This is a genomic window from Ramlibacter sp. JJN2-2R, from assembly GCF_057747835.1.
The window spans coordinates 652,864-666,553 of the sequence record NZ_CM173226.1; the positions used below are offsets into that span (position 1 = coordinate 652,864).

12 protein-coding genes are annotated in these 13,690 nt (G+C 71.8%); 5 read left to right on the forward strand and 7 right to left on the reverse strand.

Annotation, left to right across the window (positions count from 1 at the left end; translation table 11 throughout):
- Positions 1-50 precede the first annotated feature (50 nt).
- The 4 genes from AC3ANR_RS03220 to AC3ANR_RS03235 are packed head-to-tail and all read right to left on the reverse strand — an operon-like array spanning position 51 to position 4,786.
- Positions 51-1,193 (reverse strand): DUF3108 domain-containing protein, encoded by a 1,143-nt coding sequence (locus AC3ANR_RS03220; RefSeq protein ID WP_488290438.1) that lies wholly within the window; start codon positions 1,191-1,193, stop codon positions 51-53.
- Positions 1,172-2,935 carry a M61 family metallopeptidase gene (locus AC3ANR_RS03225; protein ID WP_488290439.1) on the reverse strand — a complete coding sequence of 588 codons (1,764 nt, stop codon included), beginning with the start codon at positions 2,933-2,935 and terminating at the stop codon, positions 1,172-1,174. The genes AC3ANR_RS03220 and AC3ANR_RS03225 overlap by 22 nt, the downstream gene beginning before the upstream one ends.
- Positions 2,932-3,672: a DsbC family protein gene (locus tag AC3ANR_RS03230; protein WP_488290440.1), complete on the reverse strand. Its 741-nt coding sequence runs from the start codon at positions 3,670-3,672 to the stop codon at positions 2,932-2,934. The genes AC3ANR_RS03225 and AC3ANR_RS03230 overlap by 4 nt, the downstream gene beginning before the upstream one ends.
- A gap of 10 nt (positions 3,673-3,682) precedes the next feature.
- Positions 3,683-4,786: an FAD-dependent monooxygenase gene (locus AC3ANR_RS03235; protein ID WP_488290441.1), complete on the reverse strand. Its 1,104-nt coding sequence runs from the start codon at positions 4,784-4,786 to the stop codon at positions 3,683-3,685.
- 74 nt (positions 4,787-4,860) lie between these two features.
- Between AC3ANR_RS03235 and AC3ANR_RS03240 the strand changes: the two genes are divergently transcribed.
- Positions 4,861-5,715 (forward strand): MOSC domain-containing protein, encoded by an 855-nt coding sequence (locus AC3ANR_RS03240; protein WP_488290442.1) that lies wholly within the window; start codon positions 4,861-4,863, stop codon positions 5,713-5,715.
- A 12-nt stretch (positions 5,716-5,727) separates the two neighbouring features.
- Here the strand turns inward: AC3ANR_RS03240 and AC3ANR_RS03245 are convergent, their stop codons facing one another.
- Positions 5,728-7,488, reverse strand: coding sequence for a sensor domain-containing diguanylate cyclase (locus AC3ANR_RS03245; protein ID WP_488290443.1), 1,761 nt, complete (start codon positions 7,486-7,488; stop codon positions 5,728-5,730).
- A gap of 79 nt (positions 7,489-7,567) precedes the next feature.
- Here AC3ANR_RS03245 and ychF point away from each other — a divergent pair, with 79 nt between their 5' ends.
- A complete protein-coding gene (gene ychF, locus AC3ANR_RS03250) occupies positions 7,568-8,662 on the forward strand; it encodes a redox-regulated ATPase YchF (protein ID WP_488290444.1) in 1,095 nt (364 codons plus the stop codon).
- 3 nt (positions 8,663-8,665) lie between these two features.
- Here the strand turns inward: ychF and AC3ANR_RS03255 are convergent, their stop codons facing one another.
- Entirely contained in the window at positions 8,666-9,157 is a 492-nt protein-coding gene (locus AC3ANR_RS03255; protein WP_488290445.1) for a YqaA family protein, read from the reverse strand.
- 129 nt (positions 9,158-9,286) lie between these two features.
- On the opposite strand from AC3ANR_RS03255, the gene dusB reads away from it, so the two are divergent.
- The 3 genes from dusB to purH all read left to right on the forward strand — a co-directional run bounded on the left by dusB (position 9,287) and on the right by purH (position 12,227).
- Positions 9,287-10,327, forward strand: a complete 1,041-nt coding sequence (dusB, locus tag AC3ANR_RS03260; RefSeq protein ID WP_488290446.1) for a tRNA dihydrouridine synthase DusB — start codon at positions 9,287-9,289, stop codon at positions 10,325-10,327.
- Positions 10,324-10,563: a Fis family transcriptional regulator gene (locus tag AC3ANR_RS03265; RefSeq protein ID WP_488290447.1), complete on the forward strand. Its 240-nt coding sequence runs from the start codon at positions 10,324-10,326 to the stop codon at positions 10,561-10,563. The genes dusB and AC3ANR_RS03265 overlap by 4 nt, the downstream gene beginning before the upstream one ends.
- Before the next feature lie 68 nt (positions 10,564-10,631).
- A complete protein-coding gene (gene purH / locus AC3ANR_RS03270) occupies positions 10,632-12,227 on the forward strand; it encodes a bifunctional phosphoribosylaminoimidazolecarboxamide formyltransferase/IMP cyclohydrolase (protein WP_488290448.1) in 1,596 nt (531 codons plus the stop codon).
- A 78-nt stretch (positions 12,228-12,305) separates the two neighbouring features.
- On the opposite strand, the gene hemL is transcribed toward purH, so the two are convergent.
- Entirely contained in the window at positions 12,306-13,604 is a 1,299-nt protein-coding gene (hemL, locus tag AC3ANR_RS03275; RefSeq protein ID WP_488290449.1) for a glutamate-1-semialdehyde 2,1-aminomutase, read from the reverse strand.
- Between the last annotated feature and the right edge of the window lie 86 nt (positions 13,605-13,690).

Sequence of the window (13,690 nt, forward strand, 5' to 3'; positions counted from 1 at the left end):
GCGGCGGCGGACGATCGCGCCGCCGCCCGGCCTCGGACTCCCCCGCGCCGTCAGCGCTGGTCCACGGCCTCGACGACGAGGTCCAGCTGCGCCTCCTCGCCCATGCGCACCTGGATGCGCACCGGCAGGTACTGCAGGCCCGGGGCGTACCACATCTCCACCGTGATGTTGCCGCGCGGCTTGGCGATCATGCGCGGCTTGAGGTGGAAGGCCTCGACGTCGCCCACCCCGGTGCGCAGCGTCTCGCGCCCGGCGATGTCGTAGACCCACTCGTCGACGCCGCCCGGGCGGGCCATCCACAGCGACACCGAGCGGCCGACTTCCAGCACGGCCCGGCCGGTGGAGAACCGGTGGCTCAGTTCCACGAACTGGCTGGCGGTGTCCTGCACCTCGTTCGGGCGCGGCACCGTGCGGCCGTCGGCGAACAGCACCTGGCTGTCGCTGATCCGCACGTTGCGCAGGCGCCCGTTGCTCGATTCCTCGTAGGCCTGCGGCAGCAGGGTGGCCGGGTCGATGCGGCCCTGGCTGGTCATCGTGAAGTGGGCGAACGGCGGCACGTCCACCTCGACCCGGGCCTGGTAGCGGGTGTCCAGGCTTTGCCACAGCACGCGCGCCGAGCCGTACAACGGGCCGCCGCGGAAGGTGCCGCCGAGCCGGTAGCGCAGGCGCGTGTCGGGCGGCCAGCTGTCGGCCGGCGAGGCCTCCGGCGCCGCTGGCGCGCTGGCGGCGCTCGAGGCCGCGGCCGCCGGCGCGGAGGCGGTCGTGGCGGGTTCGGAAGCCGTGGCGGCGGGCGCGGATGCCGCCGGTGTCGCCTCGATCGCCGGCGCGGTCTCCGGTGTCAGCGGCGGTGTCGGCTCTGGCGTCGCTTCGGCAACGGTCTCCTGCGCCGGTGGCGTGGCGGTTTCGGCTGGTGTCGCCGGTGCGCTCGCCGGCGCCTTGGGCGCGGCCGCCTGCAGGCGCTCCTTCGGCGCGCGCCGCTGCGGTGCCGGCTTCGGCGGCGGCGCAGGCGCGGGCGGCGCCGTCGGCGCGATCATGCGCGTGTACATGGGCGGGGCCATGGTGCGCAGCACGCTGCCCGCGGGCTGCAGGCCGGCGGCCCAGTGCAGGACGGCCCAGTGGCCGGCCAGCACGGCGGCCACCAGGGCCAGCAGGACGCGCCGCGTCCGGGCGGTCAGGCGCGCGGGGCCAACCATGGCTGGGCCAGCGCCGCCTCGCGCTGCACCAGCCGCCAGGTGGTCGCGGCCGCCGGGACGTGCAGCTCCAGGCGCAGGATGCGCCGGTCGCGCGCCACGATGGCGATCACGCGGCGGTGGTTGCCGGCGTACAGGGGCAGGTCATCGAGCTTGGACAGCCGCCAGGCCTCGCCCGCGACCTCCACCCCGAGCCACTCGTCGTTGGCGGCCATGCCGGCCTGTTCGGCCGCGCCGCCGCGCAGCACGGTCTTGAGCTTGACCGAGCCGGCGGTGTCCTCCGAGCGGATGCCCAGGCGCTGCTGCCACTGCGCGGGCTCGTCGAGGGCGAAGATGCCCTGCTTTTGCAGCAGGTCGGCCAGCGGCAGCTCGCGCGTGCCGTGCACCCAGGCCGCGATCTCGCGCGCGAAGCTGCGCCCGCCGAGTTCGCGCAGGACCGCCGCGAAATCGGCCTCGGCCATCGGGCCGCCCTTGCAGCGCTGCCACAGGGCGCGCATCACCTCGTCGAGGTTGGTGTGCCCCTCGGCGCGCAGCGTCAGGTCGAAGCACAGGGCCACCAGCGCGCCCTTGGTGTAGTAGCTCACCGTGGCATTGGGCGTGTTCTCGTCCTGCCGGTAGTACTTCACCCAGGCGTCGAAGCTCGCCTGCGCGACCGGCTGGACCTCGCGGCCCGGCGTCTGCAGCACCTGGTTGATCGTCTTGTTCAAGAGCCGCAGGTAGGTGGTGTCGTCGATCAGGCCGGCGCGGCGCAGCAGCAGGTCGTCGTAGTAGCTGGTGAAGCCCTCGAAGAACCAGAGCAGCTGGGTGTAGTTCTCGCGCGTGTAGTCGTAGCGCGTGAATTCCGCCGGGCGCAGCTGCTTGACGTTCCAGGTGTGGAAGTACTCGTGGCTGATCAGGCCCAGCAGCGTCAGGTAGCCGTCGCTGGTGCGCGCCTCGCCCAGGCGCGGCAGGTCGCGCCGCGACGCGATCAGTGCCGTCGAATTGCGGTGCTCCAGGCCGCCGTAGCCGTCGTCCACCACGTTGAGCAGGAACAGGTACGACTTGTGCGGCGGGCGCTTGCGGTCATGCCAGAAGCGGATCTCGGCCTCGCAGATCTTCTGCACGTCCGACACGAGGCGCGCGCCGTCCAGCGACGCCGCCGCCCCGGCCACCACCAGGCGGTGCGGCACGCCGCCCGCCTTGAAGTCGGCGCTCCAGAAGTTGCCCATCTCCACCGGGCAGTCGACCAGCTCGTCGTACGTCTCGGCGAGGTAGGTGCCGAAGCCGCGCTTGCCCACGCGCAGTGGCGCCAGGCCCGTGGCGGCCTCCCAGCCGGGGCGCGGCGACACCAGTTCGAGCGCATGCGGATGGCCCTCCTGGCCGTGCACGCGCAGGCACAGGCTGGTGCCGTTGAAGAAGCCGCGCGTCGGATCGAGCCAGGCGGTGCGCACCGAGTTGTCGAAGGCATAGACCTCGTACGCCAGCACCACCGGGCTGCTGGGCACGCAGTCCAGCTGCCAGGTGCACTTGTCCACCTGCTGCAGCGGGATGGCGCGGCCGTCCTGGCGCGCGGCCAGCCGCTGCAGGTTCTTGGAGAACTCGCGCACCAGGTAGCTGCCCGGGATCCAGACCGGCAGCGAGACACGCTGCGCCGCCTGCGGCTGCTCGATCGTCAGCGTGACGTGGAACAGGTGCGCGTGGAGGTCGGCCGCCTCGACGCGGTAGTGCAGGCGGGAGAGCGCGGTGGGGGTCGCTCGCGGGCTCACTTGGCGTCGGCCAGGAGCTTCTCGACCTCGGCGGGGCCGATGGCGCCCGGCACGCGCCGGCCGTCGACGAACACCAGCGTCGGCGTGCCGGTGATCTGGTGCTTGCGGCCCAGCTCCACGTTGCGCATCAGCGCCGTGATGTCGCAGCTGGCGCCCTGCGGCACCGCCTGGTCGCGCACCATCCAGTCCTGCCAGGTGCGGGCCTTGTCCTTGGCGCACCAGATGGCGCGCGACTTCTCGGCCGAGTCGGGGCCGAGGATGGGGTACAGGAAGACGTGGATGGTGACGTTGTCGACCTTCTGCAGGTCGCGCTCGAAGCGCTTGCAGTAGCCGCAGTTCGGGTCCTCGAACAGCGCGATGCGGCGCTTGCCGTTGCCGCGCACGATCGAGAACGAGTCGGCGAACGGCAGCTTGTCGAACTCCACCGCCGTCAGCTTGGTCAGGCGCTCCTCGGTGAGGTTGCGCCTGGCCTTGGCGTCGATCATCTGCCCGTGGATCAGGTAGCTGCCGTCGCTGTCGGTGTAGTACAGGTCGGTGCCGACGCGCACCTCGTACACCCCGGGCATGGGGGTCTTGGTGACCTCGTCGATCTTGCCCATCTGCGGCAGCCGCTCGCCCAGGTTCTTGCGGATCGCCGATTCCTGCGCGTTGGCGGCGGAGGCCGCGGCGAGGGCGGCAGCGGCGAGCAGGCCGCAGGCCAGGGCCTTCATCTTCATCATGGTGGTTCCAGTCTTCATCTCGGGGTGGTCACAGGCGTCCGGCCGCCTTGCGCACCACCCAGTCCTTCACGGGGCTGCTGGCCTCGAAGCCGCGCATGCCCCAGCTGCGCAGGGCGGCCCAGGTGGCGTGGTCCTGCGCGAACAGCTGCTGCAGGCCGTCGGTGACGACGCCCATGGCCAGCACGTCAGCCTTGCGCGAGCGCTCGTAGCGCCGCAGCAGCTTGATGTCGCCCACGGGGCGCCAGTATTCCCGCTCCCGCAAGACCTGCGCCAGCGACCGGGCATCGGCCAGCCCCAGGTTCAGGCCCTGGCCGGCCAGCGGGTGCACGCTGTGCGCGGCGTCGCCCGCGAGCGCCCAGCCCGGGCCGCACCAGCGGTCGGCCTGCGCGATCTGCAGCGGCCAGGCCGCGCGTTCGCCCTGCAGGCGCATGGCGCCCAGCGCGCCGTGGCAGGCCGCCTCGAGCTGGGCGGCGAATTCCTGCGGATCGCACTGCAGCAGCGCTTCGCTGCGCGCCTGCGAGACGGACCACACCAGCGCCACGGAGTTCCCGCCATCGGCCGGGGTCTGCCCGCCCAGGGGCAGCAAGGCGAGGATTTCGCCGCCCGCGAACCACTGGCGCGCCACGTGCCCGTGCGGTCGTTCACACGCCAGCCGGGCGGCCACCGCGTGCTGGCCGTAGGGCCGCACGTCGTACTCGACCCCGAACTCGCTGCGGGTGGCGCTGGCGCGGCCTTCGCAGACGACGGTGAGCGGCGCCCGGGCCGGCTCGTGCAGCAGGGTGACCAGCGGCTGGTAGCCCACGGCCTGCGCCAGCCGCTCCTCGAGCGCCGGCACGTCGACGATCCAGGCCAGCGCCGGGGCCGAGGTGCCGCCGAAGCGCACCGTGGCGCCCTCGTCGCCGTGCACTTCCATGCCCAGCACCGGGGTCGCATGGGCCTCGTCCGGCCAGGCGCGCACCGACTCCAGCAGTTGCCGCGAGGCGGCATTGAGCGCGTAGGCGCGCACGTCGCTCGCGCTGGCGGGCGCGGGGGCCTGCACGAGACCCACGCGCAGCCGCTCGCCCGCGAGCAGCAAGGCCAGCGTGCGGCCGACGATTCCCGCGCCGCGGATGCAGACGTCCAGCATGGCCATGCCGTGATTTTAGGCGGCGGGCCCGGCCGTCCGCCGGCAGGCACAATCCGGCCGTCGAGTTCCACCCGCCCGCCATGTCCGCCGAGTTCCAAGCCCGCATCGCGCGGCTGTTCGTCTATCCCGTCAAATCCTGCGCCGGCATCGAGCTGCAGGAAGCCGTGCTCACCGAGGCGGGGCTGGACCTGGACCGCGCCTGGATGGTGGTCGACGAGCACGGCCAGGGCGTCACGCAGCGCGAGCTGCCGCGGATGGCGCTGGTGCGCACGCAGCTCAGGCACCAGGAGGTGGTGCTGCGCGCCCCCGGCATGCTGGCCCTGCACCTGGCGATCGACGCCGTCGAAGAGCCGGTGCGCGTGCGCGTGTGGGACGACGAGGTCGCGGCCTACGACATGGGCGCGGTCGCCGCGCAGTGGTTCAGCGACTTCCTGGGCGCGCGGCTGCGCCTGGTGCGCTTCGACCCGGAGCAGCGCCGCCTGTCCAGCCTGCAATGGACCGGCGGGGTGGAGGCGCCCAACCAGTTCAGCGACGCCTATCCGCTGCTGGTGGCCAGCGAAGGCTCGCTCGCCGGCCTCAATGCCCGGCTCGCGGCGGGCGGCCATGCGGCGGTGGGCATCGAGCGCTTCCGCCCGAACCTGGTGCTCGCCGGCGTGGAGGCGCACGACGAGGACCGCGTCGGCACCCTGGCCATCGGCGAGCCCGCCCTCGCGCGCCTGAAGCTGGTCAAGCCGTGCGCGCGCTGCCCGATCCCCAACATCGACCCCGCCACGGCGCAGAGCAGCCCGGTGGTCGGCGACACCCTGCAGGCCTACCGGCAGGACCCGCGCCTGGACGGGCGCGTGACCTTCGGCATGAACGCCATCGTGCTGGAAGGCGACGGCCAGACGCTGCGCGTGGGCCAGCCCGTCACGGGCGAGTGGGTGTTCGGCTAGCGGCGCGGCGCCTCAGCGCGCCGGCGCGGGCTCCAGCGGCAGCTCGCTGTCGGCCATGAGGTCGGCCGGCTGCGTGTCCTCGGGCTGCGCGAAGCGGATCGGCCGCCGGGTGCGCGGCGACATCGACGCCAGCAGCTCCCCCAGCACGGCGGGCATCTCCCCGGCCTCGACGAGGCGCTCGCGCAGCACCACCCCGGCGACGTGGAACTGCAGCGTCACGTCGGGCTTGAGGCCCTGCAGCGGCATCAGGCCGGCGGCGATCAGGCGCGCGGCGCGATCGGTGACGGCGGTGCGCGAGGTCACGCCCTCGAGGATGAGGCCGAAGCGCGCCTCGCCGATGCGCCCCACGGTATCGACGTCCCGCACCACGCGGCGCAGCTTGATCACGCTGCGCAGCAGGCTCTGCTCGGCCACGGCCGAGCCGTGCACGGCCTTGATGCGCGCGTGGTTCACCAGGTCGATGAAGACCACGGCGGCGTCCTCGCGTTCGCGCTTGAAGCGCGCCACCACCTGGTGCAGGCGGTCGCGGAACAGGTGCGGCGCGAGCAGGCCGGTGAGCGCGTCCTGGCTCGACAGGGCCTGCTCCCGGATCTGCGCCCCGTGGCGGTCGCGCGAGCGGATCGACAGTGCCACCAGCAGCAGCGGCACCTCGGCGATCACCGCGACGACGGCGGCGTACTGGGTCGCGAAGGAGATCGGCAGCAGGCCGAGCATGCGCATCACGGCGCCGGCGATCGCCACCGTGATCGGCAGGTAGGCGATGAACACCCACAGGCCGACCACGTCGCGTCGGCGCCAGGAGAGCCAGGCGATGGCCATGTTCAGGCCGATCACCAGCAGCAGGTAGGCCGACATCGTGTAGACGCCGGCCAGGCGCGGCACGAGCAGGTACGACACCGCCAGCGGCAGCCCGGCCCAGCCGGTGAAGTACGCGGCGCGGTCGACCGCGCGGTGGCGCGCCGCGATGCCGGTGAGGCGGCGCACGAACAGCATGGCGGCGCCGCCGGCCAGGAAGGCGAGGACGCCAGGCGCGGCGTCCGGCCAGAAGCCGCCTTGCGGCCAGAGCAGGTGCGCGGCCACCCCGCTGTACGACATCAGGCACAGCGAGGTCACGCCGGTGTAGACGGCGTACCAGCCGTAGGCCTTGTCGCGGTAGGCCCAGCTCTGGGCGAAGCACGCCGCGATCAGCAGCACCAGGGCGCCGAAGGCGGCGCCCAGGCCCAGGTATTCGAGCTGCAGGCGCTGGGTGTGCGCCGCGTCGGTGGACAGCCGGATGGGCGCGCTGCTCGGGATCGTGCTGACCAGGCGGATGTAGACCTCGCGCGGCTGGCCCGCGGGCAGCTCGAGCCGGAACACCGGATAGCGGCCCCGCTCGGGCCAGTCGGCCACGGCGATGCCGTCGCCCGCGCTCTGGCGGCGCCAGCGGCCGCGATCGTCCACCTGCCAGACGTCGGCCTGGTCGACCAGCGGGTTGGAATAGGCGAGCAGCCACTGCTCGTGCGAGCCTTCGGCGCGCTGCAGCCGCAGGCGCATCCACAGAGCCTTGCCCTTGGCCAGCGGGAACACCGCGTCTTCGCGCGAGGGCGCGAGCCGCCCGGGGTGGCGCAGCACGTCCTCCAGCGTCGCGGTGCCCTGCTCGTCCAGCCAGGCGAAGGCCAGGCCGTCGGCGCGCAGCGCCTCCTGGCCGTCGGCCAGCACCGTGGTGGCCGCCGCCTGCGCGAACGCGGCCGGGGCCGCCGCCAGCACGAGCGCGCAGGCGAGCCAGGCGGCCAAGCGGGCCGGCCCCGGCCACGCGAACCGTCGCGCCCGGGGGCTTGGCATACACTTTCCCGCTTGTCTGTCTGGAATTGCCATGAGCTTGAAGTGCGGCATCGTGGGTCTGCCCAATGTGGGCAAGTCGACCCTGTTCAATGCCCTGACCAAGGCGGGAATCGCCGCCGAGAACTACCCTTTCTGCACCATCGAGCCGAACGTCGGCATCGTTGAACTGCCCGATCCGCGGCTGGCCCAGCTGGCCGGGATCGTGAAGCCGGAGCGCATCGTACCGGCCATTGTCGAGTTCGTCGACATCGCCGGCCTGGTCGCGGGCGCGAGCAAGGGCGAGGGCCTGGGCAACCAGTTCCTCGCGCACATCCGCGAGACCGACGCCATCGTCAACGTGGTGCGCTGCTTCGAGGACCCGAACGTGATCCACGTGGCGGGCAAGGTGGACCCGGTGTCCGACATCGAGGTGATCCAGACCGAGCTGTGCCTGGCCGACCTGGGCACGGTGGACAAGGGCCTGGCGCGCTACACCAAGGCGGCCAAGTCGGGCAACGACAAGGAAGCGGCCAAGCTGGTGGCGCTGCTCACCCGGCTGCAGGCGGCGCTGAACGAGGGCAAGCCGGTGCGCACGCTGTCGTTCACCGACGAGGAGCGCGCGCTCCTCAAGCCGCTGTTCCTGATCACGGCCAAGCCGGCGATGTTCGTCGCCAACGTCGACGAGTCCGGCTTCGAGAACAACCCGCTGCTCGATCGCCTGCGCCAGTACGCCGCCGCGCAGAACGCGCCGGTCGTGGCCATCTGCGCCAAGATGGAATCCGAGATGGCCGACATGAGCGACGAGGACAAGCAGCTGTTCCTCGCCGAGATCGGCCAGGAGGAGCCCGGGCTGAACCGCCTGATCCGCGCCGCCTTCACGCTGCTGGGGCTGCAGACATACTTCACCGCCGGCGAGAAGGAGGTGCGCGCCTGGACGGTGCGCATCGGCGCCACCGCGCCGCAGGCCGCGGGCGTGATCCACACCGACTTCGAACGCGGCTTCATCCGCGCGCAGACGATCGGCTTTGCCGACTACGTGCAGTACGGCGGCGAGCAGGGCGCCAAGGACGCGGGCAAGATGCGCAGCGAAGGCAAGGAGTACGTCGTCAAGGACGGCGACGTCATGAACTTCCTGTTCAACGTCTGAGCGTCAGAACGACAGCTTCGGGAAACCGCCGGGAAACGCGGTGAGCAGCGCGGTGGTCATGACCACGTAGCGCAGGAACTTGCCCACCAGCATGTAGGCGGCGCAGGGCCAGAACGGCAGGCGCAGCCAGCCCGCGACGGCGCACAGCGGATCGCCCACCACCGGCAGCCAGGACAGCAGGCAGGCCTTGGGGCCGAGCCGCTCGAGCCACTCGATGGCCTTGACGTGGGAGCGCGAGTGGCGCCACTTGTCGACCACCTGGTGGGCCTCGTAGCCGAGCCACCAGTCGAACATGCCGCCCAGCGTGTTGCCGGCGGTGGCGACCGCCACCGCGCTGAGCAGGAGGTCGGGGTTGAGCTTGACCAGCCCGAACAGCGCCGGCTCGGAACCGAGCGGCAGCAGCGTCGCCGAGACGAAGGACACCACGAACAGCGTCGACAGGCCGTACTGTGGCAGCGCCAGCGCCACGAGCATGGAGTCGAACCAGGCCTGCATGGGTGCCCATGTTACGCCCGTCAAGAGGTGTGAACCTGTAGGTCCATACGCAGTCGGCAGGAGCCGGGGCGGTGTCCCCGGCGCATACAATCGTGCCTCATTTTTCAGCAACCCGTCCCCGCCCCTTCCATGCACATCGGCCCGTACACCCTGGCGAACAACGTGTTCGTCGCGCCGATGGCCGGCGTGACGGACCGGCCGTTCCGCCAGCTGTGCCGGCGGCTGGGCGCCGGGTACGCGGTGAGCGAGATGGTCACCTCGCGCAAGGACCTGTGGAACAGCCTCAAGACCTCGCGCCGCGCCAACCATGACGGCGAGCCGGGCCCGGTGGCGGTGCAGATCGCCGGCACCGACGCGGCGATGATGGCCGAGGCGGCCGCCTACAACATCGATCGCGGCGCGCAGATCATCGACATCAACATGGGCTGCCCGGCCAAGAAGGTCTGCAACAAGTGGGCCGGCTCGGCGCTGATGCAGGACGAGCCGCTCGCCATCGCGATCGCGCAGGCGGTGGTCGCCGCCTGCGATCCGCGCGGCGTGCCGGTGACGCTGAAGATGCGCACCGGCTGGGACGCGGAGCACCGCAACGCGGAGCGCCTGGCGCGCGCGTTCGAGCAGGCCGGCATCCGGATGCTGACGGTGCACGGGCGCACGCGCGAGCAGGGTTACAAGGGAGCGGCCGAATACGCCACCATCGCGGCGGTCAAGTCCGCGGTGCGCATCCCGGTGGTCGCCAACGGCGACATCGATTCGCCGCGCAAGGCGCGCGAGGTGCTGGCGGCCACCGGCGCCGACGCGGTGATGGTCGGCCGGGCGGCGCAGGGGCGGCCGTGGATCTTCCGCGAGATCGTGCACGAGCTGGCCACCGGCGAGGCGCTCGCGCCGCCGCTGGTGGGCGAGGTGCGCCGCCTGCTGCTGGAGCACCTGCAGGACCACTACGGCCTGTACGGCGAATTCACCGGCGTGCGCAGCGCGCGCAAGCACATCGGCTGGTACGTGCGCGGGTTGCCGGGCGGCGAGGCGTTTCGCGCCGAGATGAACACGATCGAGGATGGGGCCGCGCAGCTGCGCGCGGTGGCGGCGTATTTCGACGCGCTGGCGAGCCTGCGGGACCGCCTGCCCGCCGGAGGGCGGCGCGAAGAGGAACAGACCGAAGAACAAGACGCATGAGCAAGAAACAGATCGAGGAGTGCGTGCGGAACAGCCTGGAGGGCTACTTCCGCGACCTGCGGGGGACCGAGCCGGACGGCATGTACGACATGCTGGTCAAGGTGGTGGAAAAACCCCTGCTCGAGGTGGTCATGGCCCGGGCCGACCACAACCAGTCCCGGGCCGCGGAGTGGCTGGGGCTGAACCGCAACACGCTGCGCAAGAAGCTGGTCGAACACAAGCTGCTCAAGGGCTGAGCGGCCGCTGCGCCGCGCCTGTCATCCCGCACCGAGGCGCCTCGCCCACCCCATTTTCCGAGACCCCCATGAACGCACTCCTTTCCGTTTCCGACAAGACCGGGATCGTCGACTTCGCGCGCGGCCTGCACGCGCTGGGCATCCGCCTCATCTCCACCGGCGGCACCGCCAGGCTGCTGGCCGACAGCGGCCTGCCGGTCACCGAGGTGGCCGAGGTGACGGGCTTTCCCGAGATGCTGGACGGCCGCGTGAAGACGCTGCACCCGAAGGTGCACGGCGGCCTGCTGGCGCGGCGCGACCACCCCGACCACATGGCCGCGCTGCACCGCAACGCGATCAGCACGATCGACATCCTGGTGGTGAACCTGTATCCGTTCGAGCAGACCGTGGCCAAGCCGGGCTGCACGCTGGAGGACGCGATCGAGAACATCGACATCGGCGGACCGGCCATGGTGCGCAGCGGCGCCAAGAACTGGAAGGACGTGGCGGTGCTGACCGATGCCACGCAGTTCGAGGGCGTGCTGGCCGAGCTGAAGGCGGGCGGCCAGGTGTCGCGCAAGACGAAGTTCGCGCTCGCGGTGGCCGCGTTCAACCGCATCAGCAACTACGACGGCGCGATCAGCGACTACCTGTCGGGACTGCAGGACGGCCCCGAAGCGAGCCCCGGCCAGGCGCCCGGCCGCTCGCTGTTCCCGGGGCAGGCCAACGGCCGCTTCGTCAAGTTGCAGGACCTGCGCTACGGCGAGAACCCGCACCAGCAGGCGGCGTTCTACCGCGACCTGTCCCCCGCGCCCGGCTCGCTGGTGACGGCCCGGCAGCTGCAGGGCAAGGAGCTGTCGTACAACAACATCGCCGATGCCGACGCCGCCTGGGAGTGCGTCAAGAGCTTCGACGCGCCGGCCTGCGTGATCGTCAAGCACGCCAATCCGTGCGGCGTGGCGCTGGGCCGCGACGCGAACGAGGCTTATGCCAAGGCGTTCCAGACCGACCCGACCTCGGCGTTCGGCGGCATCATCGCCTTCAACCGGCCGGTCGACGCCGCGGCGGCGCAGGCGGTGGCCAGGCAGTTCGTCGAGGTGCTGATGGCGCCCGCGTTCTCGCCCGAGGCGCTGGAGGTGTTCAAGGCCAAGGCCAACGTTCGGCTGCTGGAGATCGCGTTGCCGCCGGGCGGCGCGACCGACTGGGACAACGGCCGCAACGCGATGGACGTCAAGCGCGTCGGCTCGGGGCTGCTGATGCAGACGGCGGACAACCGCGAGATGACGGTGGGCGAGCTGAAGGTCGTGACGAAGAAGCAGCCGACGCCCCAGCAGCTGCAGGACCTGCTGTTCGCCTGGAAGGTGGCCAAGTACGTCAAGTCCAACGCCATCGTGTTCTGCAAGGGCGGCATGACCATCGGCGTCGGCGCGGGGCAGATGAGCCGGATCGACTCGGCGCGCATCGCCAGCATCAAGGCCGCCAACGCTGGCCTGTCGATGGCCGGCACCGTCGTGGCGAGCGACGCGTTCTTCCCGTTCCGCGACGGCCTGGACGTGGTGATCGACGCCGGCGCCACCTGCGTGGCGCAGCCGGGCGGCAGCATGCGCGACGCGGAGGTGATCGCAGCGGCCGACGAGCGTGGCATCGCCATGGTGTTCACCGGCGTGCGCCACTTCCGCCACTGAGCGGGCGCGGCGCGGGAATGAAAGAAGGGCGCCGCGGCGCCCTTGTCCATTCGTGTCGCGTGGAGGCCGGCGGGCGGCTCAGGCCTGCAACGCCGCGAACACTTCTTGCGCCGCCGCCACGGTGTCGGCGATGTCCTGTTCGCCGTGCGCGGCCGACACGAAGCCGGCCTCGTACAGCGCCGGCGCGATGTAGACGCCGCGGTCGAGCAGGCCATGGAACAGCTTGTTGAAGCGCGCGCCGTCGGTCTCCATCACCTGGCCGTAGTTGCGCGGCAGCTGCGGCAGCAGGAAGAAGCCGAACATGCCGCCTTCGCTGTCGGCGCAAAACGGCACGCCCGCGGCGCGCGCGGCGCCGGCCAGGCCCTCGACCAGCGAGCGGGTGCGCGCGGCCAGGTCGTCGTAGAAGCCGGGCCGGCGCACCTCGTTCAGCGTGGCCAGGCCGCAGGCGGTGGCCACCGGATTGCCCGACAGCGTGCCGGCCTGGTACACGGGCCCGAGCGGGGCCAGCTGCTCCATCGTGGCGCGCGGGCCGCCGAACGCGGCGAGCGGCATGCCGCCGCCGATCACCTTGCCCAGCACCGTGAGGTCGGGGCGGAAGCCCGGGATCTTCCGGGCGTAGTGCGCCTGGGCGCCGCCCAGGCCGACGCGAAAGCCCGTCATCACCTCGTCGAACACCAGCAGCGCGCCGTGCTGCGTGCACAGCTCGCGGCAGCGCCGCATGAAGTCGACGCCGGCGCGCACGAAGTTCATGTTGCCCGCGATCGGCTCGATCATCAGGCAGGCGATCTCGCGCCCGTGCCGCTCGAAGGCCTGCTCGAGCTGCTGCAGGTTGTTGTATTCGAGCACGATGGTGTGCTGCACCACCTCGGCCGGCACGCCGGCGCTGGTGGGGTTGCCGAACGTCGCCAGGCCCGAGCCGGCCTTGACCAGCAGAGCGTCGGCGTGGCCGTGGTAGCAGCCCTCGAACTTGATGATCTTGCTGCGGCCGGTGGCGCCGCGGGCAAGGCGGATGGTGCTCATGGCCGCCTCGGTGCCCGAGCTCACGAGCCGCACCATCTCCAGGCTGGGCATGACGGAGGCGATGGCCTCGGCCAGCTCGATCTCGCGCTCCGTGGGCGCGCCGAAGGAAAAGCCCTCCTGCACCGCCTTCTGCACCGCCTCGACCACCGCGGGGTGGCCGTGGCCCAGGATCATCGGCCCCCAGGAGCCGATGTAGTCAATGTGGCGGCGGCCGTTGGCGTCCCAGAAGTAGGGACCCTGGGCGCGCTGCACGAAGCGCGGCGTGCCGCCGACGGCGCGGAAGGCCCGCACGGGGGAGTTGACGCCGCCGGGAATGATGCGGCGCGCGCGTTCGAAGAGTGCTTCGTTTCGATCCATGGCGTGTGCTTCAGGCGACCACCGCGCAGCCGGCCTGGCCGGGCCGATGGTGATGCGCCTTCGAGGGGGAGGCGGCCGCGGGCCGC

Coding starts and splice junctions, on each gene's coding strand:
- AC3ANR_RS03220 (WP_488290438.1), bottom strand. CDS start 1,193: ATGGTTGGCCCCGCGCGCCTGACCGCCCGGACGCGGCGCGTCCTGCTG.
- AC3ANR_RS03230 (WP_488290440.1), bottom strand. CDS start 3,672: ATGAAGACTGGAACCACCATGATGAAGATGAAGGCCCTGGCCTGCGGC.
- AC3ANR_RS03235 (WP_488290441.1), bottom strand. CDS start 4,786: ATGGCCATGCTGGACGTCTGCATCCGCGGCGCGGGAATCGTCGGCCGC.
- AC3ANR_RS03240 (WP_488290442.1), top strand. CDS start 4,861: ATGTCCGCCGAGTTCCAAGCCCGCATCGCGCGGCTGTTCGTCTATCCC.
- ychF (WP_488290444.1), top strand. CDS start 7,568: ATGAGCTTGAAGTGCGGCATCGTGGGTCTGCCCAATGTGGGCAAGTCG.
- AC3ANR_RS03255 (WP_488290445.1), bottom strand. CDS start 9,157: ATGCAGGCCTGGTTCGACTCCATGCTCGTGGCGCTGGCGCTGCCACAG.
- dusB (WP_488290446.1), top strand. CDS start 9,287: ATGCACATCGGCCCGTACACCCTGGCGAACAACGTGTTCGTCGCGCCG.
- AC3ANR_RS03265 (WP_488290447.1), top strand. CDS start 10,324: ATGAGCAAGAAACAGATCGAGGAGTGCGTGCGGAACAGCCTGGAGGGC.
- purH (WP_488290448.1), top strand. CDS start 10,632: ATGAACGCACTCCTTTCCGTTTCCGACAAGACCGGGATCGTCGACTTC.
- hemL (WP_488290449.1), bottom strand. CDS start 13,604: ATGGATCGAAACGAAGCACTCTTCGAACGCGCGCGCCGCATCATTCCC.